Raw genomic sequence first — 20,786 nt, 5'->3', positions numbered from 1 at the left:
TAGGCGTTCCCGGCATCCCTCCATACCCTACCGGCCGGGAAACAAGGAGCAGCATCACATGGCGGAACTCAAGGAAGCAGCGGAACAGTTTGCGAAGGACCTCGCGAACCAGAACATCGCCGGCCTGATGATGGCCTTCACGCCCAACGGCATGGGCCAGGCGATGGCCCTTCAGGCGCAGATGCAGGCCGCGGGCGGCCCCCAGCCGAGCGGCCCCGTCACCACCACCGTCGAAGTCGTCGGCCAGGAGGGCGATGACCACCTCGTCGACCTCACCATGTCCTCCGATGCCGGCTCCCGCGTCATCGCCACCCGCTGGAAGCAGGACGCCACCGGCGCCTGGAAGGTCGACGGCATCTCCCTCAAGGCCTGACCCGGCCTCTCGTTCAGTCTCGCTCAGGGGCCGCCCACGTGGGCGGCCTCTCTTTCTGCCCCGGCGCGAGCTGTTACGCTGGAGGGCGTGGCTGCAACGCTCACCGGAGCCCCGCCCCTCCCCTGGCCCCGGCGCATCCGCCGGTTCCTCGATGTCGGCTGGACGTTCCTCGTCATCTACCTGACCTACAAGCGGCTGCAGAAGTTCCCGGCGAAGGACCCGGAAGAGCGGGCGCGGCGGCTCTCCAACGCCCACCTCGCCAGCGCCCGTCGCATCTACGCCCTCGCCACCCGCATGGAAGGGCTGCTGATCAAGACCTGCCAGTTCATCAGCAGCCGCGCCGATATCGCCCCGCCGGAGTACATCAGTGTGCTCAGCCGCCTGCAGGACCGCGTGCCCGCGCGCCCTTTCCGCGAGGTCGTCGAGCAGGTCCGCCGCGAACTGGGCGACCACCCCGACCGCCTCTTCGCGCAGTTCAGCCGGCGCCCCATCGCGTCCGCATCGCTGGCGCAGGTCCACCGCGCACGCACCCGCGACGGCCGCGATGTCGCCGTGAAGGTGCAGTACCCGGGCATCGACCGCGTCATCGAGACCGACCTGCGTAACATCTCCCTCCTCGTGAAAATCCTCGCCCGCATCGAGCCGAACTTCGACTTCCGCATCGTCATGCAGGAGCTCAACCGGCAGGTCCCGCGTGAGCTCGATTTCGTCCTCGAAGGCCAGAGTGCCGAGCGTGTGGCCAGGGACCTCGCGCATCGCGGCGATATCCGCATCCCGCGCGTCCTCTGGGAGTACACCGCCCGGCGGGTACTCACCACGGAATTCATCGAGGCCATCAAGATCTCCGACATCCCGGCGATGCTGGCGGCTGGCATCGACCCCAACCGCGTCGCCCTCATCGTCACCGAGGCCTACTGCGAGCAGATCCTCGTCCACGGCTACTTCCACGCCGACCCCCACCCCGGCAACCTGTTTGTCCTGCCCGGGCCCGTCGTGGTCTTCCTCGATTTCGGGCTTTCGAAGGAGCTCCCCGAGGACTTCCGCCTCAACTATGCGCGCCTCGTGGTCGCCCTCATGCGGCAGGACGACCGCGAGATGGTCGAGGCTTTCCGCGCCATCGGCTTCCGCACGAAGTCGGAAGACCCGGAGTCCCTCATCGCCCTCGGCCGTTCCTTCTTCGAAGCCGCCGGGCCGGACCAGAAGCCCTATATGGACGCCGACGTCATGCCGGAGGTCAACGAGCGCCTGGCGCGCGTGCTCAATGCGAACCCGGTCACGGAAATCCCGGCCGATATCCTGCTCATCTTCCGGGTGCTGGGGCTCATGAGCGGCCTGCAGAAGCGGCTCGAAAGCACGATCAACATGATCGACACCATCACCCCGTACGCCGAAGCCGAAGCAGCCCGGCTCGCCACACGGAGCTCCAGCGAGGCCGCCGGCTGACGGCACCGCCTCGCAGGCCCCGCTCCCGCAGACGAGTTCAGAACAGCAGGCCGCCGATGGCGCGGAACAGCCCGGTGGCGCTCTCCCAGCCGAGGTAGAGCAGGGCCGCAGCCTGCACAGCCACCACGAGTCCGAGCGCGCCGATGAGGATGTTGCCCGCGAGCGCCCGCCTGCGCTGCATCGCCCGGGCCTCCCGCTCGAGCCGCTCGAGCTCGGCCCGGAAGAAGGCCCGGTCGTATTCGCGCCGAAGTTCCGGCTTCGAAAGGACGGCGTACGCCTCGTTCAGGCGCTGCATCGCCTCCCTGGCGGATTCGTCGTACTGCGACTGCCGCATCAGGTCGCTCGAAAGCCGCGCGTAGGCCGCTTCGATGCCGGCCAGGTCCGCCTTCGGCGGCAGGTTGAGGATGGAGTAGTAATCGACCAGCCGGGACTCGGCCATTGCCAGCCCTCCCTACCGAACAGATTCGGCAGCGGCCGGCAAAAGATGAGGGAGCCCCGGGCGGCCTTTACCTCGGCGGGCAGGCGAGGCCCGCGAGGTAGTAGCGGACCTGCTGCAGCGGCGCATTCCGGTCGATCTCCGCGCCTCCGAAGACGTGGGCAAGGATGAACATGTTCAGGATGCCCGTGATCGCCGTGGCGCAGACGGGCACCGAATCCAGGCGCAGCTCCCCGGTCTCCATGCCGCGGGCCAGGATTTCATCGAGCGGGAGACGGACGCGCTCCCCCAGGGCCTGCGAGAACTCCGCCATCGGCACCCCGCCCAGCCCGAACACCTCCCGCAGCACCAGCGCGATGATCTCTTCCTGCTGGAGGAAGTAGTCCAGGTACCGCTCGCAGTAGGCCAGCACCTGCTCCCCGACCGGTGCCTCCGCTGGCAGCTGCGCGCGAATCGCCTCCGCCATCTCCTCGAGGATCTGGCGGACGATGCCGGCGTAGAGGCCCTCCTTCGAGCCGAAGTAGTAGTAGATCATCGGCTTGGTGGTGCCGGCATCCTCCGAGATCTCGCGCAGCGACGTCGCCGCGAACCCCTTCTGCGAAAAATGGCGCAGGGCACTGGCAAAAATGCGGTCGCGGACGTCTGCTTCGCGTTCCTGGGCCGGGCCCGGGTTCGAGGTCACACCAGCGCTCCACGGGAAAAGTCGGGCGGCATCGCGAGTATACGGCCGGCGCGTTCGAGAGGCGAACGAACGAGCTGGCGCTCCCCGGCCGGGTGCGCGTACAATCTTAGAAACCCTTTAAGGCGGTCCCGTGAGGCCGCTAAGGGAGGAGGCGCCGGAATGCCCGGCCTGTTTGCTGCCTGTCGCGCCTGCTCCGCGCCCCGGGGGAGGCGTTTTTCGTGAGCGCCACCCGTTACCTCGGCCCCGACGAGATCTCCCGCACGATTCGCCGCCTCGGGCACGAAATCATCGAAAGCAATCGCGGCACCGGCGACCTGGTGCTTGTCGGCCTCCTCTCCCGGGGCTACCCGCTCGCCCGCCGTCTCGCCGCCGCCATTCGTGAGTTCGAAGGCGTCGACGTGCCCGTCGGCTCGCTCGACATCGGCCTCTATCGCGACGACGTCGCCCGCCGGGGTGCGCCCCCGCCCGTTCGCCCCAGCGATATCCCCGTGCCGATCGACGGCAAGACCGTGGTGCTGGTCGATGATGTCCTCTTCACCGGGCGTTCGGCCCGCGCCGCTCTCGATGCCCTGCTCGATTTCGGCCGGCCCGCACGGGTGCGGCTGTGCGTGCTGATCGACCGCGGCCATCGGGAACTCCCCATCCGGCCGGACTTCGTCGGCAAGAACATCCCCACCGCGCTGGTGCAGCGCGTCCGCGTGCGCCTGAGCGAGACCGACGGCGAAGACGCCGTCTACGTCTACGGCGAGGAGGCCGCCGATGCTTGAGACCCCCACGAGCACCGCTGCCGGGCCATCGACCTGGACGCGCAAGGACCTCCTCGATACCGACACCCTCACCCGGCCGGAGATCGACCTCATCCTGGAGACCGCCCGGGCGATGCGAGAGGTCCGCATGCGGCCGGTCTCGAAGGTCTCCACCCTGCGCGGCACCACCATCGCCACGCTCTTCTACGAACAGAGCACCCGCACGCGGGCCAGCTTCGAGGTGGCCGGCAAGGCGCTCGGCGCCGACGTGGTCAACCTCACCGCCAGTGGCTCGTCGGTGGAAAAGGGCGAAACCCTCATCGATACCGTGCGCACGCTGGAAGCCATCGGAACCGACATCATCGTGATGCGGCACCACCGCTCAGGCGCGCCCTACCTCGCGGCCCTGCACACCGGCGCGAGCATCATCAACGGCGGCGACGGGACGCACGCGCACCCGACCCAGGCCCTGCTCGACCTCTTCACGATGCTCCAGCACCTCGGCTCCCTCGAGGGCCGCAAGGTCGTCATCGTCGGCGATATCCTCCACTCACGGGTCGCCCGCTCCAACCTCTGGACCCTGACCGCCATGGGCGCCCGCGTCGTCCTCTGCGGACCCGCGACGCTGCTGCCCCGCTGGCTGCCCCCCCGCTGCGAAGGCCCCGGCAGCTGCTCCGTCAGCACCAGCCTCGATGCCGCCATCGAAGGGGCCGATGTGGTGATGGCCCTGCGCATGCAGAAAGAGCGGCAGGAGCGCGGCCTGATCCCCTCGCTGCGCGAGTACATCGCCGGCTACCAGGTGAACGCTGCCCGCCTCGCGCGGGCCAATCCCGGGGCGCTGGTCATGCACCCGGGGCCGATGAACGAGGGCATCGAGCTCTCGCCGGAGGTCGCGCACGGCGCCCAGTCGCTCGTCGAGGAGCAGGTCGCCAACGGGGTGGCCGTGCGCATGGCCCTCCTCTACCTCATCGCCGCAAGGAGCCGGGCATGAACGAACCGCTGCTGATTCGTGGCGGACGGGTCATCGACCCCGCCAGCGGCACCGACGCGGTGCTCGACGTCCTCACCCGCGATGGCCGCATCGCGGCGCTCGGCACGAACCTCGAGCCCGCCGGCGCGCGCGTGGTCGATGCCGCGGGCTGCCTCGTCCTGACCGGCTTCGTCGACCTCCACGCGCACCTCCGCGAACCCGGCTTCGAACAGAAGGGCACCATCCGCACCGAAACCGGGGCCGCGCTGCGGGGCGGGTTCACCACGATCTGCGCGATGCCGAACACCAGCCCTGCGCCCGATTGTGGCCCAGTGCTCGAGAGCATCCTCGAGCGCTTCGCCCGCGATGCCCGGGTGCGCGTCTTCCCCATCGGCTGCATCACCCGCCGCCGCGAGGGCCAGGAGCTCGCCGAGCTGGCCGAGCTGGCAGCCGGCGGCTGCGTCGCCTTCAGCGACGACGGCAGCCCGGTCGCGAACGGACGGCTGATGCGCAACGCCCTCCAGCTCGCCTCCGCACTCGGGCTCCCCATCTCCGAGCACTGCGACACCCCGGAACTCCACCACGGCGCGATGAACGAGGGCGCCGTCAGCGAGCGGCTCGGGCTGCCCGGGCAACCGGCCGCCGCGGAAGTCGCCGCCATCGCCCGCAACATCGAACTCGCCGCCGCCACCGGAGCCCGGCTGCATATCGCGCACGTCACCACCGCGCGCGGCATCGAGATCATCGCCGACGCGCGGCAGCGGGGTATCCCGGTCACCTGCGAGGTCACACCCAGCCACCTCTTCCTGACCGAGGAGGCCGTGTTCGGCGAAGGCCCCGAGCCCGCCTATGACACGAACGCCAAGATCAACCCCCCGCTTCGGACCGAGCAGGACCGGCGCGCGCTGGTGGCCGCCCTCAACGCCGGCATCATCGATGCCATCGCCACCGACCACGCGCCCCATGCGGTCGAAGACAAGCTCGTCGAGTTCGAAGACGCCGCCTTCGGCATCTCCTGCTTCGAATCTGCGGTGGCAACCCTCTGGACCCAGGTCGCGCGGGGCGAACTCGACCTCCACGCGGTAGCGCGGGCGCTCACCATCGGCCCCGTCGCCGCCTTCGAACTCAACCGCCGCGTCCCTGGGCTCGGCCGACTCCAGCCGGGCAGCCCGGCCGACCTCGTCGTCATAGACCCGGCGGCCCCCGTCACCATCGACCCGGCCCGCTGGGCATCGAAAGGAAAGAACACTCCGCTCGCCGGGCGCAGCCTCACCGGGCGCGTCCGGGCGGTGGTCGCCGGCGGCGCGCTTACCCTGCTCGAGGAGGAACTGCATGTCTGATGCCTGGCTGGTGCTCGCCGACGGCACCGCCTACCCCGGACGCAGCATCGGCGCCGCCGGCCACGCCGATGGTGAGGTGGTGTTCAACACCTCCATGACCGGCTACCAGGAGATGCTCACCGACCCCTCCTACGCCGGGCAGCTGCTCGTCCTCACCTATCCCCTGATCGGCAATTACGGCATCGATGAGCGGGTGGAAGAATCGGCGCGCATCCAGCCTGCCGGGCTCATCGTGCGCCAGGCGACCGACCAGCCGAGCCACCTCCGCTCCCACCAGACGGTGCGCGAGTACCTCCAGGCCCGCGGCGTGGTGGCCATCGACGGCGTCGACACGCGGGCCGTCACCCGGCGCATCCGGCGCCACGGGGTCATGCTCGGCACCATCACCACCCACGAAACCCCGGAGCAGGCGCTCGCCCGCGTGCGCGACCTCCCGGGCTACGACGACATCAACTGGGTCGAGCAGGTCACCACGCCGCGGGTGTTCGACTGGTCGCTGCCGCTCGGCGAAGGCCGCTACCGCGTCGCCCTGCTCGATGGCGGCGTGAAGCGCAACATCATGCGGCTGCTCGAGGCGCGCGGCTGCGCCGTCCGCGTCTTCCCGGCCGCCACGCCCGCCGACGACATCCTCGCCCTGCACCCCGACGGCGTCGTGCTCTCGCCCGGCCCCGGTGACCCGCGCCTGCTCGACGGCATGGTCCGCGAGGTGGGCCGCCTCATCGGGCGGGTGCCGATCTTCGGCATCTGCCTCGGCCACCAGGTCGCGGCCCGCGCGCTCGGCGCCGGCACCTACAAGCTGCCCTTCGGCCACCGCGGCGGCAACCACCCGGTCAAGGACCTCGTCAGCGGGCACGTGGCCATCACCGCCCAGAACCACGGCTACGCGGTCGACCCCGACGGCCTTCACAGCTCGGCCTTCGTCAGCCACATCAACCTGAACGACCAGACGGTCGAGGGCATCGCCTCGAAAACGGACCCGCTGATGACCATCCAGTACCACAGCGAGGCCTGCCCCGGCCCGCTCGACAATGAGTACATTTTCGACCGGTTCGTCGAGATGATGGCCACCGTCAAAGGAGGCGTGAAATGACCCGCACCACCGAAATCCGCCGCGCCACCCTCGCGGACGCCGAAGGCATCGCCGCGATCCTGCGCGGCATGGGCAACGAAAACGTCGGCCTCGAGGGGCCGTTCGATGCCGCGCGCGTGACCGCCTGGCTCCGCCGGCTCGGCGACGACGGCGCCCTCTTCGTCGCCTACGACGGCAGCATCCCCGTGGCCTTCGGCGCCCTCGACTTCGATACCGCCGACCCCGGCACCGGCCTGCTCGGCGTCTGGGTGCTGCCCGAATACCGGCGGCGCGGGCTCGCCACCGACCTCGCCGAGGCGATCCTCGAATTCGCCCGCCAGCACGGCTACCGCCGCATTCGCGGCCGCCTCCCGGAAGGCAACGAACCTGCCCTCAGCTTCCTCTCCTCCATCGGCGCCATGGTGCCGCTGCGCAACCCCAACATGCGCTTTGAGCTCCCGCTCTGAGGTGGCCGCCATCGAAGGGAATCTGTTCGTGACCCAGCCCCGACCCGGCATCCGCCGCCGCAACAACGCACCGATTCGGCCGCGCCGCGAGCCCTCATCGGCGCCGGATCTCGCCTTCGCGCTGGCCGCCGCGGCAGCCGTCATGGCCGGCATCTTCGCCGCTGCGACCTTCCTCGTGCCCGACCTCTCACGGGGCGATGCCGGCACCGACCTGGCGCGCGTTTTCGCGGCCTTCCTCGCCCTCGCCGCCGTCAGCCTCGGCGCGGCCGGGGTGCTGCTCTCCGCGGGTTCGGACGACCGGGCGAGCCATGTCATCGCGCCCGCGGGGATCGGCGCGGCGATCGGCGTCGCCGAGGCGCTCATCCTGCTCCGGCCCGCGCCGGCGCTCATCCCGGTCCCCTTCGTCCTGCTCGTCTTTGCCCTGCGACCGGTTCGCCGCATCCTCGCCCGGCGGGCACGGGGGCGCTGACATGCCGCGATTCGCAGCCGCAGCCCGGCCGGAACACCGGGCCACCATCTCCTGCCCACACGGCAGCTCACTCCACCGCGGAGGGAACGATTGAAACCAGCGAGCGTGCTGATTATCGGCTCCGGGCCTATCGTCATCGGCCAGGCGGCCGAGTTCGATTACGCGGGCACCCAGGCCTGCAAGGCCATGCGCGAAGAGGGCGTCCGCAGCATCCTCGTCAACTCCAACCCGGCCACGATTATGACGGACCTCGATGTCGCCGACGCCGTCTACATCGAACCGCTGACCGTGCCGGTGCTCAAGCGGATCATCGCGAAGGAGCGCCCCGAGGGCCTGCTCCCCACCCTCGGCGGCCAGACCGGCCTCAACCTCGCCGTCGAACTGGCGAAGGCCGGCATTCTCGAGAAGTACAACGTCCGCCTGCTCGGCACCCAGCTCGAAGCGATCCGCCGCGCCGAAGACCGCGAACTCTTCCGCGACATGCTGGCCAAGCTCGGCGAGCCGGTGCTGGAGAGCGAAATCTGCCACACCGTCGAAGAGTGCATCGCCGCGGCCGAGAAGATTGGCCTCCCGGTGGTGATTCGGCCCGCCTATACCCTCGGCGGCACCGGGGGCGGCATGGCCTTCACCATGGAGCAGCTGCGGGCGGTCGCCGCCTCCGGCCTCGCCGCCAGCCCCATCACGCAGGTCCTCGTGGAAAAGAATCTCCTCGGCTGGAAGGAGATCGAGTACGAGGTGATGCGCGACAGCGCGGGCAACTGCATCACGATCTGCAACATGGAGAACATGGACCCAATGGGGGTCCACACCGGCGACTCCATCGTGGTCGCCCCATCGCAAACTCTGAGCGATAAGGACTACCAGATGCTGCGCTCGGCCGCCCTGCGCATCATCTCGGAGCTCAAGATCGAAGGCGGCTGCAACGTCCAGTTCTCCCTCGCCCCGCGCAAGGACGTCTGCGACTGGCGCGGCGACCCCGATGCCCCACTCCCCTACTACGTCATCGAAGTCAACCCCCGCGTCAGCCGCTCCTCGGCGCTGGCCTCGAAGGCGACAGGCTACCCGATCGCCCGCGTCGCCGCCAAGATCGCCTGCGGCAAGACGCTCGACGAAATCCCCAACGCGGTCACGAAGAAGACCACCGCCGCCTTCGAGCCCGCTCTCGATTATGTCGTGGTCAAAATCCCGCGCTGGCCCTTCGATAAGTTCTCCCTCGGCGACCGCACCCTCGGCACGCAGATGAAGGCCACCGGCGAGGTGATGGCCATCGACCGCACCTTCGAGGCGGCCCTCAACAAGGCCGTGCGCTCGCTCGAAGTCGGCGGGCGGAGCCTGCTCTGGGAGCGGCCGGAGTGGCGCGAGATGGCGGAAATCCCCGTGCACGCGACCGACGAGCGGCTCTGGGCGCTGATGGCCGCCCTGCGGCGCGGCGAAGACGTCCTCTCGCTCGCCCGCCGCTCCCGCGGGGTCGACCCGTGGTTTCTCGAGCGCCTCCAGAACATCGTCCGGATGGAGCAGCGCCTCCTCAACGAGCCGCTCAGCCCCGAGCTCCTGCGCGAGGCCAAGCGCATGGGCTTCAGCGACGAGATGGTCGGCCAGCTCGCCGACCGGCTGCCCGAGCAGATCCGTGCGCTCCGCCATGAGTGGGGCATCCGCCCCGTCTACAAGATGGTGGACACCTGCGCGGCCGAATTCGACGCCGAAACGCCCTACTTCTACAGCACCTACGAGCAGGAGAACGAAGCCACCTCCGAGGAGGGCCGCGCCGCGGTCGTCATCGGCAGCGGGCCCATCCGCATCGGCCAGGGCATCGAATTCGACTACGCCAGCGTCCACGCCGCATGGGCCCTCCAGGACGCCGGGCTCCGCGCCATCATGGTCAACTCCAACCCGGAGACGGTCTCGACCGACTTCGACACCTCCGACCGCCTCTACTTTGAACCCCTCGATGAGGAGTCCATCCGCGACGTCATCGAAAACGAGGGCGCCGGCGGCGCGGGCATCCCCGCCAGCATCTGCCAGTTCGGCGGCCAGACCGCGATCAACATCGCGGGGCCCCTGCGCCGGGCCGGGCTGCCCATCATCGGCTCCAGCGCGGAGGCCATCGATACCGCCGAGGACCGGCGCCTCTTCGAGCGCTTCCTGCAGGATCTCGGCATTCCCCAGCCGCCCGGGGCCGCCATCACCAACCTCGAGGACGCCATCAAGACTGCCCAGGCCATCGGCTACCCTGTGCTGGTTCGGCCGTCGTACGTGCTCGGCGGCCGGGCCATGGAGATCGTGCAGAACGCCTCCGAGCTGGTGACTTTCGTCGGCGCGGCTGCCGAGGTTGCCGGCGGTCGCCCAATCCTCATCGATAAGTTCCTGGAGGGCGCGGAGGTCGAGGTCGACGCTATCTGCGACGGCGAGCGGGTCCTCGTGCCCGGCATCATGGAGCACATCGAGCGCGCCGGCGTCCACTCCGGCGACTCGATGGCCGTCTACCCGCCCGTGCACCTCGACGACGAGGAGAAGGCCACCATCGTTGACTATACCCGCCGGATCGTGCTGGGCCTCGGCGCCATCGGGCTGACGAACATCCAGTTCGTGGTCCTGCCCCGGCGCGCCGGTGAAGCGCCGCGCATCTACGTCCTCGAGGTGAACCCGCGGGCGAGCCGCACCGTGCCGTTCCTCTCAAAGGTGACCGGTGTGCCGATGGTGCAGCTGGCAGTCGGCGCGATGCTTGGCCGGCGCCTCGCCGATGCCGGCTACCCCGATGGGCTCTGGCCCGAGCGGAAGCTCTACGCCGTCAAGGCCCCGGTCTTTTCCATGTCGAAGCTGACCGGCGTGGATACCTACCTCGGCCCGGAGATGAAGAGCACCGGCGAGGTGATGGGCGTCGACCGCACCTTTGAAGCGGCCCTCGCCAAGGCCCTCATCGCCGCTGACCTTGCGCTCCCACCGAAGGCATCGATCCTGCTGAGCATTTCGGACCGCACCAAGGCGGACGCCCTGCCGCTGGTCCACCAGCTGGCCGACGCCGGCTACCGCCTCTACGCAACGGAGGGCACCAGCCGGATGATCGAGGCGCTGGGTCTCCCCGTAACCACCGTGACCAAGGTCCTCAGCGGTGGCCATCCCAACGTGGTCGATGTCATCATGGACGGCACGGTCCAGTGCGTGATCAATACGCCCGAGGGCCGGATGACCGGCTCCCTGCGGGACGGCTTCCATATTCGGCGCGCCGCGGCCGAACGCCGCATCCCCTGCTTCACCTCGATCGATACCGCGCGGGCCGCGATCCAGGCGCTCGCGCGCCCCTCGCACTACGACGTCGCCACTGTCCGGGAGTACCTCGGTGCAGATTGAGGACGCCGTCATCCTCGAGACCCGGCCCGCGTGGGAGGGCGCCTGCATCACCTGGTTCCATGCGCCAGGGCTCACCCGCGGCGTCCAGCCCGGCCAGTTCGTGATGGTGCACTGCAGCCACGAACGAACCGACCCCATGTTCGCCCGTGCCTTCAGCTACTACCGGCTCGATGGCGAACGGTTCGCGCTCTGCTACGCCGTCGTCGGGCGCGGGACGGCCTGGCTGGCCCAGCAGCCGCCGGGCACGCTGGTGCGGGCGTACGGCCCGCTCGGGAACGGCTTTCGCCTCCCGGAACAGCCGTCGAACCTGCTCCTCATCGGCGGCGGGGTGGGCATCGCGCCGCTGGTGGATACCGCAGAGCGCGCGGTGGCTGCCGGCCACCACGTGGTCGCCATGATGGGCGCCCGGACGGCCCGCCATCTCCTGCCCGCCAGCGAATGGCCGCGGGAGGTGGAATACGTCGTGGTCACCGAGGACGGCTCGGCGGGGCCGAAGGGGTACGTCACCGACCACCTGGGCCGCTACCAGGAGTGGGCCAACCGCATCTACGCCTGCGGCCCGAACGCCATGTTCGAATCCCTCGCCCGCGTGCTCCGCGGCAATGACCGGCGGCAATCGCCCGAGATCCTGATGGAGGAGAACATGCCCTGCGGCTGGGGCATGTGCTACGGCTGCGCCATCTTCACCCGGCGCGGCGTGCGGCTCTGCTGCAAGGACGGCCCGCGCTTCGCCCTCTTCGACGTCTTCTAACGGCCGGCACGCCGCCTCAGCCGCTGCCCTCGAGCGCCTCGGCCAGCAGCTGCAGCGCCCGCTCCGCGATCTGCTCCATCACCTCCACGCGCGAGCCGGGGAAGAGGTGCTCCTCGCAGCGCGTCCCCGCCGGGCCGGCCAGCGCGATGACCACGCTGCCGACCGGCTTCGGCGAGCGGCGGCTCCCTTGCGGACCGGCGATGCCGCTTTCCGCCAGCGCCCAGTCGCAGCCCAGCGCGCGCCGGAGGCCCTCGGCGGTGGCGGTCACCCACTGCGGGCTGACCGCGCCGTGCTCCCGCGCGATCTCGCGGTCGAGCCCCAGCTGCTCCCAGCGGTGCGCACCGGCATACGGGATGAGCCCGCCATCGTACCAGCGCGAGGCCCCCGGCACGCTAAGCATGCGCGCGCTGATCAGGCCCCCGGCCGTCGTCTCCGAAACGGCGACCTTCTGGCCGCGGGCCACCAGCAGCTCCCCCACCCGGGCTGCCAGCTCATCGACTTCGAGCGGGTATCGTCCCATCGGCTCCTCCCGGCCGCTCGCCCGCGGCGCTGGTATGCTTCCGCCATGGCGGAGTACGAAGTCAAGATTGTCGATGCCTTCACCACCGAGCGCTACGCCGGCAACCCCTGCGGCGTCATCACCCGCGCCGAAGGCCTCACCGATGCCCAGATGCAGGCCATCGCGCGCGAGATCAACGCCAGCGAGACCGCCTTCGTCTTCCCCTCCCGCCGGGCCGATTTCCGCGTGCACTTCTTCACCCCCACCAGCGAAATCCCGCTCGCCGGCCATCCCACCATCGCCACCATGCATACCCTCGCCGAGGAGGGCCGCATCGACCTCTCCGCCGGCAGGGCACGGGTCACCCAGGAGCTCAGCATCGGCGTGCTGCCCGTCGACATCGTCCGCCAGGAGGGCGGCCACGTCCGCGTCATCATGACCCAGGCCCGCCCCGAGTTTGGCCGCCGGCTCGATCGCAACGTGTTCGCCGAGGCGCTCGGCATCTCGGTCTCGGACATGCTCCCCGATGTGCCGGTGCAGGTCGTTTCGACCGGCACGCCGCAGGCGATGGTCCCGGTCCGCTCGCTCGAGGTGCTCCGGCGCCTGAAACCGAACGTCCAGCACCTGAGCGACCTCGAGGCGGTCGGGCACTACTTCAGCGTCCATGTGTTCACCCTCGAGGCATTCGACCCCGCCCACCGCGCCCACGCCCGCCACTTCGCCGCCCGCGCCGGCATCCCCGAGGACCCCGTCACCGGCAGCGCAACCGGCGCGATGGCGGCCTACCTCTGGAAGTACGGGCTCCTGCGCGAGCGCGCCTACCGCGTGGAGCAGGGCCACATCATGGGCCGCCCGGGGCTGGTCGATGTCGAGGTCGATGCCGAGGGCGATGAGCCGGTGGGCATCCGCATCGCCGGCACGGCCGTGACCGTCCTGCGCGGCACCCTGGCGGTCTGACCGCACCCCGACCGGCTCTGCTACGCTCGTGGGTGATGGACGGCGCTGCGGAGCTGGCAACCTGGGAGCAGCGTCTGCTCGCGGCCGAGTTCCTCGACTGCCGGCCGGTCTGGTACTCATCGAATTACGTCTACCTGGCGCGCCTCTGCGCGGGGGACGAGGTCTTCGCGGCCATCTACAAGCCCCGGCGCGGGGAAACGCCCCTCTGGGATTTCCCCGAGGGCACCCTCTACCGGCGAGAGGTCGCGGCCTACCGCCTCGCCCGGCTGCTCGGCTGGGAGCTCATCCCGCCCACCGTGGTGCGCGAGGGGCCGGCAGGCATCGGCTCGCTCCAGCTCTACATCGACCACGACCCGGAAGCCCACTACTTCGTGCAGCGCGAACGCCCTGAGCTCTGGCCCCAGCTGCAGCGGCTCTGCCTCTTCGACGCCATCGCCAATAACGCCGACCGCAAGGGCGGCCACTGCCTGCTCGACGCCGAGGGGCACGTTTGGGGCATCGATAACGGCCTCTGCTTCAACGAGCAGTACAAGCTGCGCACGGTGATCTGGGACTGGGCCGGCGAACCGATCCCCGAACCGCTGCTCGAAGACGTCGCCGCGCTGCTCGACGCGCTCCAGCGCCGGCCCGCCGCCGATGCGGCGCTCCGGGACCTCATTTCCCCCCACGAGCTGGAGATGGTCCGGTCGCGCGCGCGGCAGCTGCTGCACCGCGGCACGTTCCCCGTTCCCGGCCAGGCGCGCCACTACCCCTGGCCACTCATCTGAACGGGACAGCGCCCGGCGGGGCATGCTTGCACCCGCCTGACCCCGGTTCGTAATGTGTACGGCGCCCGAACGGGCCAACCCACTGGAGGTCGCGCGATGTTCCCGAGCACGATGATGGATCTCCCGCTCACCGTTCAGAACATCTTCTGGCGGCTGGAACGGCTCTACTACGACAAGCCGCTCGCAACCTACACGGAATCGGGCGAGGCCATCCGCTCCACGTACGGCGAACTCGCCCGCAACGTCCATCGGCTGGCCAGCGCCCTCGCGAAGGAAGGCGTCGGCAGCGGCACCCGGGTGGCCACCTTCGGCTGGAACACCCAGCGCCACCTCGAATGCTACTTCGCCATCCCCTGCATGGGCGCTGTCCTCCACACCCTCAACGTGCGCCTCTTCGCCGACCAGCTCGAATACATCATCAACCACGCCGGCGACGAGGTGATCTTCTGCGACCGCTCCGTGCTGCCCATCCTCGAAGGGCTCGCCGACCGCATCCCCACGGTGCGGCTCGTGGTCCTCATGAACGAAGGCCCCGAACCCACGGGCAAACTGAAGCGAACGGTCGACTACTGGGAGTTCCTCAACTCCGGCGATGAGCGGTTCGCCTGGCCGGAGATCGACGAGCGCTCCGCGGCGGCGATGTGCTACACCTCCGGCACCACAGGCAACCCGAAGGGCGTCGTCTACAGCCACCGCTCGACCATGATCCACTCCCTCGTGGCCGCCCTGCCGGATTCGGTCAACATCTCCGAAGTCGACACCCTCATGTACGCGGTGCCGATGTTCCACGCGAACGCCTGGGGCCTGCCCTACGCCGCGGCCCTCGCCGGCGCATCCCAGGTGTTCCCCGACCGCTTCCTCGATGCCGAGCGCGTCGTCAACCTGCTCGAGCGCGAGAACGTCACCATCTCTGCCGGCGTGCCGACGGTCTGGCTGCCGGTGCTCAACCTCCTCGACCAGACCGGCCGGAAACTCCCACGGCTGCAACGCGTCCTCTGCGGCGGCTCGGCGGCGCCGCCTGCGCTTATCGCCGGCCTACGCCGCCACGGCATCCGGCTCGTCCACGCCTGGGGCATGACCGAAACCTCGCCGCTGGCATCGCTCACGCGTATCCGCTCGACCATGCAGGACTGGTCCGAGGAGAAGCAGCTCGAGGTGGCCGCGAAGCAAGGCGTCATCGTGCCGACCCTCGAGTGGCGCATCATCAACCTCGAAACCGGCGAGGAGCAGCCCTGGGACGGCAAGTCGATCGGCGAACTCCAGATCCGCGGGCCCTACATCACCGGCACCTACTACAACGACCCGACCGCCTCCGAGAAGTTCATGGACGGCTGGCTGCGGACCGGCGATGTGGCGACCATCGACCCGCTCGGCTACGTGCAGCTGGTCGACCGCACCAAGGACCTGGTGAAGTCCGGCGGCGAGTGGATCTCCTCGGTCGAGCTCGAAAACCTGATCATGGCCCATCCGAAGGTGATGGAGGCCGCCGTGGTCGGGCTGCCGCACCCGCGCTGGCAGGAGCGTCCCGTCGCCGCCGTCGTGCCCCGGCCCGAGTATCGCAACCAGATCACCGCCGAGGAGATTCGCGACTACCTCGCCGAGAAGGTGGCGAAGTGGTGGCTCCCCGATGAGGTCGTCTTCGTGGAAGCCCTCCCGCGGACGAGCGTCGGAAAGTTCGCCAAGAACCAGCTGCGCGAGCAGCTCGCCAGCGTCGCGGAGCGCTGGGCCGCCTCCCCCGCCAGCTGATATGGGGCGTCGCCGGCTCAGCGGAGTCCAGGTCGATGGCTGAGTCTGCGGCTGCTCCCGCAGGAGGCCGCACCGGGTGCCGGGAGTGAGCCAGGAAACCCGGGCGATGCCCCGCGGCATCCTCACCACGAGGATGCGGGGTCAGCGCCGCAGGCCTGTCGTCGGCAGCGGCGTCGCCCGCCTCGCGGCCGGGTTCGGGGCTATCCTACTTGTCGGCACCCTCATCCTGGTCACGCCGCTCGCCTCCGAGGGGGGTGACTGGGTCCACCCGCGCGATGCCCTGTTCACGGCGGTCTCCGCCATCTGCGTGACCGGCCTCACCGTGGTGGATACCCCCACCCACTGGAGCAACCTCGGCGAGGCCACCATCCTCGTCCTCATCCAGATCGGCGGCCTCGGCTACATGGTCGGCACCACCGTCGTGATGTGGGCCCTCGGCCGCCAGATCGGCATCCGCGACCGCAACATGCTGCGCCTCTACTACGGCGCCCCCAGCATGAGCGAGACCTTCTCCTTCGCCCGGAGCGTGGCGCTCTTCACCCTCATCATGGAGGGGGCCGGGTCGCTCATCCTCTGGGGGGCCTTCCGGGCTGATGGAGTCCCTGCCGGGCAGGCCGCCTGGTGGGGCATCTTCCACTCGGTCTCCGCCTTCAACAACGCGGGCTTCAGCCTCACCGGCCGCGACATGGTGCCCTACACCGACAACCCCGTGGTCCTGGGCACGCTCATCGTCCTCATCATCATGGGCGGCATCGGCTTCCTGCCCGTGGTCAACCTCATGCGGCGCCGTTCGTTTCGCCGCCTGCCGCTCGATAACAAGCTCATCTACACCACCAGCGCGGCCCTGCTCGTTGCCGGCATGCTCTTCACCGCCCTGGTCGAATGGAACAACCGCCAGACGCTCGGGGGCCTGCCCTGGCTCGAACGCCCGCTCGTCGCGCTGTTCCAGAGCACCAGCGCCCGCACCGCCGGCTTCAGCGCCATCGATATGAGCGCGCTGCACGACCAGACGAAGCTCGCCACCATCGGCCTGATGTTCATCGGCGCCGCGGCAGGCTCCACCGGCGGCGGCCTGAAAGTCGGGGCCTTCTCCCTCCTCTTCGCGGTGATGATCGCCACCATCCGCGGCGAGGAGGAGGTCTCCGCCTTCCGCAAGCGCATCCCGCTCACCGTCATCCAGCAGGCCACGACGCTCGCGCTCTACCACGTCGCCCTCGTGTTCGGTTTCTCGCTCGCGCTCACCTTTGCCGCCGACCGCCCCTTCATCGACCTGCTCTTCGAGGCCCAGTCCGCGCTCTCGACGGTCGGCCTCTCCACCACTGGCACGGTCTCCCTGGGCCCCACCGCCCACTTCATCCTCATCCTCGCCATGCTGGCGGGCCGCTTCAGCCCCGTCATGCTCGTCCTCTACATGACACGCCCCCACCGCAAGGTTCCCTACCACCATCCTGTCGATAGCGTGAGGTTGAGCTAACTATGAACGTTGCCATCCTTGGACTGGGGCGGTTCGGCTCGCAGCTGGTCGAAGAGCTGGTGGCCATGGGCGTCGAGGTGCTGGCGGTCGACCGCTCCGGCGAGCGCGTGAACGAACTCGCCGAGACCGCGACCCTCGCCGCCGAGGGCGACCTCGCCGACTTCGAGTTCCTGCAGAGCCTCGCGCTCGGCGACTACGACACCGTCGTCGTCGCTATCGGCAGCGAGATCGCAACCTCTGTGCTCCTCACCCTGACGCTCAAGCGCCGCCTCGCGCTCAAGCACGTCGTCGCCAAGGCCAGCACGAACGACCACGCCGAAGCGCTCCGCCTCGCCGGCGCCGACCTCGTCGTGAGCCCCGAGCAGGAGGCCGCCGTTCGCCTCGCGCACACGCTCGGACCCTCCAGCCACCTGCGGGAGTACCTCTCCCTCGGGCCGACCTACGGCGTGGCCAAGCTCGAAGCCCCCATCACCGCCGTCGGGCGCACCATCGGCTCGCTCGAAACCTTCACCCGCCACAACGTCGTCCTGCTCGCCATGGTCCGAAACGACCTCGTAACCTTCCGGCCCGATCGTGATGTCGTCGTCGAAGAGGGGGACGTCTGGCTGATCGCCGGCGAAGATGAGCAGCTGCGCAAGGCGGGAAGCTGAGCGCCTTCAGCGTGGTTGCCGAGCAGGGATTCGAACCCCGACCATAGGCTCCAAAGGCCCGTGTGCTACCGTTACACCACTCGGCAACGCCCGGGAGCGGCCTCGCCCCGCACGCCTGGTGCCGAAGGTGGGAGTCGAACCCACACGGGCGTCGAGCCCAGCGGTTTTTGAGACCGCCGCGTCTGCCATTCCGCCACTTCGGCCGCGCCTGCCATCATACCCTCTGCGGGCAAACGAAACGCCCGCATCGGCGGGCGTTGGCGGCGTTGCTGGAGCGGAAGACGAGGTTCGAACTCGCGACCTCCTCCTTGGCAAGGAGGCGCTCTACCACTGAGCTACTTCCGCCTGAGACACCCTTATCCTAGCACGCGGCCGGCTCAGGGCAAGGGGCCGCGGGGCGGTCAATCGCCCAGCAGCGTCGTATACCCGAGCGCGATCACGTCCTCCACGTACTCGCTGCGCCAGCCCGGGTCGGGGATCGGCACCCGGTGTTCCCGGAACCAGCGGTGGAGCTGCAGGTACTCCTCCTCCAGCTTCATGCGCCAGGCGTCCTCCTCGCGGAACAGCTCCGGGTCCACCTCGTGGAGGCCCTTCTGCATGTCGTCGTAGCTGACGTCCGTCTCCTCTTTCCAGTAGGTGGAGAGGTAGTCAATCGACTCTTCGAGATTCCGCCGGCACTCTTCCAGCATCATCGTCATCATGCCGGTCTCATCCATCAGCTCGCCGTTCACTCGATGCGCGCGGGCGCAGTTCTCACACACGACCACCAGCTTGCGGGCGTCGCAATCGGACTTGTCGGTGCAATCCCGGCACCGGGCAGCGAACTCCGCAGCCGAGGCCTCGCGCGTGTAGCCAACGACCATCTCATCCCCGAGTGCGCCGCACGCCTGGCAGGCGAGCTTCTCGGAGAGAATCTCGTTGATCGCCTTGTCCCAATCGAGCTGCATTGAAGGTCCTCCGGGGAAAGCGACACCGCGCCGCGCGCGGCGCTCCGCTCACACCTCCAGTGTATACCAGCCGGCCTGCCCCGGCATTTCTTCGATGCCCACCGAGAGCCGCCGCAGGTGCGTCGCGCCATCCCGCTGCAGGCGCTGCAGCAGCTCGCCAGCGAACCACTCCGCGATGCACTCGGCGGTCGAATTCGCGATCGGCAGCGGCAGCACATCGCTCGCGGGGAAGCGGTAGGTCTTCCCCCCAAAGCCGACCTCCCAGCCATCCGGCAGCTCGCGGATCTCCAGGTGGGGGCTCCGCCGCTGCAGCAGGAACTTGTGGTCGAGCAGCTCGACCAGCTCGCGCGCGGCGCGCTTCGTCGCCCCGAAGTCCCAGACCCAGGCGTCCTCCGTCAGCGGCCCCTCGAGCTCGATGAAGACGTCGTAGTTGTGGCCGTGGAGCGGCTCGCAGGCGCCGCCGAAGGTGGCCATGTGGGCGGCGGCAAAGCGGAGGCGGTTGCGTTCAACGGTGATGCGTCGGCTCGTGTGCATGCCCCCATCGTAGCGGTCCCCGGTTGTCGGCGCGTTGCCGCAATCCGTGCAGTTCGTCACAATCACCGTGGCGCCTGCCGGCGCCGGGAGCCATGCCGTGACGCTGCTGTACGTGACTTCCGCCCAACCCGGCCAGGGCCGGACCGGCGTTGCCGCCGCACTCGCCCGCCACTTCGCCTATGCCGGCCAGCCGACCCGCCTCGTGCGGCTCGAAGAGCCGGAGGCGAACGCCGCCGCCGATGCCGCCTGGTTCGCGACCCTCGAGTTCGCGCCGGGCAGCCCCGCCAGCCCCCAGGCTGCGGTGCCGGCCGCGGACGGCGAGCTGCTTGTGGTCGAAGGGCCGTCCGCAGCCATCCCCGCGGGCGCGCAGGTGGTCTTCGTGCAGCGAAAGGCCGCGCCGGCATCCTTCCCGGCCGGCACGGCTGCCTGCGTGGTCACCGCCGTACCCCGCCTGCGCGGCGCGCGCCGCAAGGATGGCACGCCCGCCCTGGTCGAACTCGGCGAAGACCGCACGCTCGCCGGTTTCGCGCTCGATGAGGCGCTCGCGCTGCTCCACGGCCAGCTTATCGTGCCCGGGGACGTTCCGCCGGATGCCACCTCCGACCACCTCGTCATCGCCCCGATCGGTTCCGACGCCGGGCAGCCCTACTTCCGCCGCTTCCCCTCGATGACCGTGGTCGCCCGCTTCGACCGCACCGATATGCACCTTGCGGCCCTGCGGGCTTCGCCCAACGCGCTCATCCTCACCGGCGGCCGCCAGCCGAGCGGCTACACCATTGATGCCGCCAGCGCGAGCGGCGTGCCCGTCGTCCTCTCCCGCACCGATACGGAGAACACCGTCATCGCCCTCGAGCGGGTCTTCGAACGCACCCGCTTCCGCGGCGAGCGCAAGCTCGAGCGCATGGCGGAGCTGCTGGACTCGGTCGAATTCGCCGCGCTCGTCGGCGTTCCCGCTCCTGCCGCTTCCTGAAGCGTCCCGTCGCACACTGCCGGCCACGGCCCGCCGGCGAGCCCTACCCTCCGATGACCGGGCCTTCGTCGGCCGCCGGGCTGTTCGCCGCCTGGCCGGCCTGCCCGCGGCCGAAGGGGTCGCGCGGGGCCGCGGGCGGGGGCGAAGC

The 20,786-nt window shown here is 69.6% G+C and carries 21 protein-coding genes and 3 tRNA genes; 16 read left to right on the top strand and 8 right to left on the bottom strand.

Features of this window, described 5'->3' with window-relative positions; all coding sequences use genetic code 11:
* The first annotated feature begins 58 nt into the window (after positions 1–58).
* Positions 59–373 carry a hypothetical protein gene (locus VAE46_RS04670; protein WP_322795755.1) on the top strand — a complete coding sequence of 105 codons (315 nt, stop codon included), beginning with the start codon at positions 59–61 and terminating at the stop codon, positions 371–373.
* An 87-nt stretch (positions 374–460) separates the two neighbouring features.
* The gene (locus VAE46_RS04665) at positions 461–1,816 is read left to right on the top strand and encodes an ABC1 kinase family protein (protein ID WP_322795754.1); all 1,356 of its coding nucleotides are present in this window, start codon (positions 461–463) and stop codon (positions 1,814–1,816) included.
* A gap of 37 nt (positions 1,817–1,853) precedes the next feature.
* Here VAE46_RS04665 and VAE46_RS04660 read toward each other — a convergent pair whose 3' ends face one another.
* Together VAE46_RS04660 and VAE46_RS04655 are read right to left on the bottom strand one after the other, a co-directional pair.
* Entirely contained in the window at positions 1,854–2,255 is a 402-nt protein-coding gene (locus tag VAE46_RS04660) for a J domain-containing protein (protein ID WP_322795753.1), read from the bottom strand.
* A gap of 67 nt (positions 2,256–2,322) precedes the next feature.
* Positions 2,323–2,934, bottom strand: a complete 612-nt coding sequence (locus VAE46_RS04655) for a TetR/AcrR family transcriptional regulator (protein WP_322795752.1) — start codon at positions 2,932–2,934, stop codon at positions 2,323–2,325.
* A 218-nt stretch (positions 2,935–3,152) separates the two neighbouring features.
* Between VAE46_RS04655 and pyrR the strand changes: the two genes are divergently transcribed.
* From pyrR to VAE46_RS04615, 8 genes are all read left to right on the top strand, one after another.
* Positions 3,153–3,701, top strand: a complete 549-nt coding sequence (pyrR, locus tag VAE46_RS04650) for a bifunctional pyr operon transcriptional regulator/uracil phosphoribosyltransferase PyrR (RefSeq protein WP_322795751.1) — start codon at positions 3,153–3,155, stop codon at positions 3,699–3,701.
* A complete protein-coding gene (locus VAE46_RS04645) occupies positions 3,694–4,671 on the top strand; it encodes an aspartate carbamoyltransferase catalytic subunit (RefSeq protein ID WP_322795750.1) in 978 nt (325 codons plus the stop codon). The genes pyrR and VAE46_RS04645 overlap by 8 nt, the downstream gene beginning before the upstream one ends.
* On the top strand, positions 4,668–5,990 hold the full coding sequence (locus VAE46_RS04640; RefSeq protein ID WP_322795749.1) for a dihydroorotase: 1,323 nt from the start codon (positions 4,668–4,670) through the stop codon (positions 5,988–5,990). Before VAE46_RS04645 ends, VAE46_RS04640 begins: the two co-directional genes overlap by 4 nt.
* Complete coding sequence (gene carA, locus VAE46_RS04635) at positions 5,983–7,080, top strand: glutamine-hydrolyzing carbamoyl-phosphate synthase small subunit (protein WP_322795748.1); 1,098 nt, start codon at positions 5,983–5,985, stop codon at positions 7,078–7,080. Before VAE46_RS04640 ends, carA begins: the two co-directional genes overlap by 8 nt.
* Positions 7,077–7,526: a GNAT family N-acetyltransferase gene (locus VAE46_RS04630; RefSeq protein WP_322795747.1), complete on the top strand. Its 450-nt coding sequence runs from the start codon at positions 7,077–7,079 to the stop codon at positions 7,524–7,526. The genes carA and VAE46_RS04630 overlap by 4 nt, the downstream gene beginning before the upstream one ends.
* 1 nt (position 7,527) lies before the next feature.
* Positions 7,528–7,995 carry a hypothetical protein gene (locus VAE46_RS04625; RefSeq protein ID WP_322795746.1) on the top strand — a complete coding sequence of 156 codons (468 nt, stop codon included), beginning with the start codon at positions 7,528–7,530 and terminating at the stop codon, positions 7,993–7,995.
* Between the two features lie 90 nt (positions 7,996–8,085).
* Entirely contained in the window at positions 8,086–11,343 is a 3,258-nt protein-coding gene (gene carB / locus VAE46_RS04620) for a carbamoyl-phosphate synthase large subunit (RefSeq protein ID WP_322795745.1), read from the top strand.
* A complete protein-coding gene (locus VAE46_RS04615; protein WP_322795744.1) occupies positions 11,333–12,094 on the top strand; it encodes a hypothetical protein in 762 nt (253 codons plus the stop codon). The genes carB and VAE46_RS04615 overlap by 11 nt, the downstream gene beginning before the upstream one ends.
* Before the next feature lie 16 nt (positions 12,095–12,110).
* Here VAE46_RS04615 and VAE46_RS04610 read toward each other — a convergent pair whose 3' ends face one another.
* Entirely contained in the window at positions 12,111–12,614 is a 504-nt protein-coding gene (locus VAE46_RS04610; RefSeq protein ID WP_322795743.1) for a CinA family protein, read from the bottom strand.
* Positions 12,615–12,659: 45 nt separating this feature from the next.
* Between VAE46_RS04610 and VAE46_RS04605 the strand changes: the two genes are divergently transcribed.
* The 5 genes from VAE46_RS04605 to VAE46_RS04585 all read left to right on the top strand — a co-directional run bounded on the left by VAE46_RS04605 (position 12,660) and on the right by VAE46_RS04585 (position 18,187).
* A complete protein-coding gene (locus VAE46_RS04605) occupies positions 12,660–13,550 on the top strand; it encodes a PhzF family phenazine biosynthesis isomerase (RefSeq protein ID WP_322795742.1) in 891 nt (296 codons plus the stop codon).
* 35 nt (positions 13,551–13,585) lie between these two features.
* Complete coding sequence (locus tag VAE46_RS04600; RefSeq protein WP_322795741.1) at positions 13,586–14,317, top strand: SCO1664 family protein; 732 nt, start codon at positions 13,586–13,588, stop codon at positions 14,315–14,317.
* Positions 14,318–14,413: 96 nt separating this feature from the next.
* The gene (locus tag VAE46_RS04595; protein ID WP_322795740.1) at positions 14,414–16,063 is read left to right on the top strand and encodes a long-chain fatty acid--CoA ligase; all 1,650 of its coding nucleotides are present in this window, start codon (positions 14,414–14,416) and stop codon (positions 16,061–16,063) included.
* An 85-nt stretch (positions 16,064–16,148) separates the two neighbouring features.
* A complete protein-coding gene (locus VAE46_RS04590; protein ID WP_322795739.1) occupies positions 16,149–17,537 on the top strand; it encodes a TrkH family potassium uptake protein in 1,389 nt (462 codons plus the stop codon).
* Positions 17,538–17,539: 2 nt separating this feature from the next.
* Entirely contained in the window at positions 17,540–18,187 is a 648-nt protein-coding gene (locus tag VAE46_RS04585; protein WP_322795738.1) for a TrkA family potassium uptake protein, read from the top strand.
* A 12-nt stretch (positions 18,188–18,199) separates the two neighbouring features.
* On the opposite strand, the gene VAE46_RS04580 is transcribed toward VAE46_RS04585, so the two are convergent.
* The 5 genes from VAE46_RS04580 to VAE46_RS04560 form a co-directional block, all read right to left on the bottom strand.
* Positions 18,200–18,273, bottom strand: a tRNA-Gln gene (locus tag VAE46_RS04580).
* Between the two features lie 30 nt (positions 18,274–18,303).
* Positions 18,304–18,390 (bottom strand) — tRNA-Leu (locus VAE46_RS04575).
* Positions 18,391–18,457: 67 nt separating this feature from the next.
* Positions 18,458–18,532, bottom strand: a tRNA-Gly gene (locus VAE46_RS04570).
* Between the two features lie 56 nt (positions 18,533–18,588).
* Positions 18,589–19,134, bottom strand: coding sequence for a hypothetical protein (locus tag VAE46_RS04565; RefSeq protein WP_322795737.1), 546 nt, complete (start codon positions 19,132–19,134; stop codon positions 18,589–18,591).
* Between the two features lie 48 nt (positions 19,135–19,182).
* Positions 19,183–19,668 (bottom strand): 6-carboxytetrahydropterin synthase, encoded by a 486-nt coding sequence (locus tag VAE46_RS04560; protein ID WP_322795736.1) that lies wholly within the window; start codon positions 19,666–19,668, stop codon positions 19,183–19,185.
* 97 nt (positions 19,669–19,765) lie between these two features.
* Between VAE46_RS04560 and VAE46_RS04555 the strand changes: the two genes are divergently transcribed.
* On the top strand, positions 19,766–20,638 hold the full coding sequence (locus VAE46_RS04555) for a DRTGG domain-containing protein (RefSeq protein WP_322795735.1): 873 nt from the start codon (positions 19,766–19,768) through the stop codon (positions 20,636–20,638).
* Positions 20,639–20,786: the final 148 nt, after the last annotated feature.

This window comes from Tepidiforma sp., from assembly GCF_034433535.1.
In the GTDB taxonomy this organism is placed as follows: Bacteria; Chloroflexota; Dehalococcoidia; order Tepidiformales; family Tepidiformaceae; genus Tepidiforma.
The sequence above is the reverse complement of the archived record's forward strand: the minus strand, read 5'-3'. Positions and strand labels throughout refer to the sequence as shown.

What these genes read in the sequence shown, in the direction of transcription:
- VAE46_RS04670 (WP_322795755.1), top strand. Translation starts at nt 59, where the DNA reads ATGGCGGAACTCAAGGAAGCAGCGGAACAGTTTGCGAAGGACCTCGCG.
- VAE46_RS04660 (WP_322795753.1), bottom strand. Translation starts at nt 2,255, where the DNA reads ATGGCCGAGTCCCGGCTGGTCGATTACTACTCCATCCTCAACCTGCCG.
- VAE46_RS04645 (WP_322795750.1), top strand. Translation starts at nt 3,694, where the DNA reads ATGCTTGAGACCCCCACGAGCACCGCTGCCGGGCCATCGACCTGGACG.
- VAE46_RS04640 (WP_322795749.1), top strand. Translation starts at nt 4,668, where the DNA reads ATGAACGAACCGCTGCTGATTCGTGGCGGACGGGTCATCGACCCCGCC.
- carA (WP_322795748.1), top strand. Translation starts at nt 5,983, where the DNA reads ATGTCTGATGCCTGGCTGGTGCTCGCCGACGGCACCGCCTACCCCGGA.
- VAE46_RS04630 (WP_322795747.1), top strand. Translation starts at nt 7,077, where the DNA reads ATGACCCGCACCACCGAAATCCGCCGCGCCACCCTCGCGGACGCCGAA.
- VAE46_RS04610 (WP_322795743.1), bottom strand. Translation starts at nt 12,614, where the DNA reads ATGGGACGATACCCGCTCGAAGTCGATGAGCTGGCAGCCCGGGTGGGG.
- VAE46_RS04605 (WP_322795742.1), top strand. Translation starts at nt 12,660, where the DNA reads ATGGCGGAGTACGAAGTCAAGATTGTCGATGCCTTCACCACCGAGCGC.
- VAE46_RS04600 (WP_322795741.1), top strand. Translation starts at nt 13,586, where the DNA reads ATGGACGGCGCTGCGGAGCTGGCAACCTGGGAGCAGCGTCTGCTCGCG.
- VAE46_RS04595 (WP_322795740.1), top strand. Translation starts at nt 14,414, where the DNA reads ATGTTCCCGAGCACGATGATGGATCTCCCGCTCACCGTTCAGAACATC.
- VAE46_RS04585 (WP_322795738.1), top strand. Translation starts at nt 17,540, where the DNA reads ATGAACGTTGCCATCCTTGGACTGGGGCGGTTCGGCTCGCAGCTGGTC.
- VAE46_RS04565 (WP_322795737.1), bottom strand. Translation starts at nt 19,134, where the DNA reads ATGCAGCTCGATTGGGACAAGGCGATCAACGAGATTCTCTCCGAGAAG.
- VAE46_RS04560 (WP_322795736.1), bottom strand. Translation starts at nt 19,668, where the DNA reads ATGCACACGAGCCGACGCATCACCGTTGAACGCAACCGCCTCCGCTTT.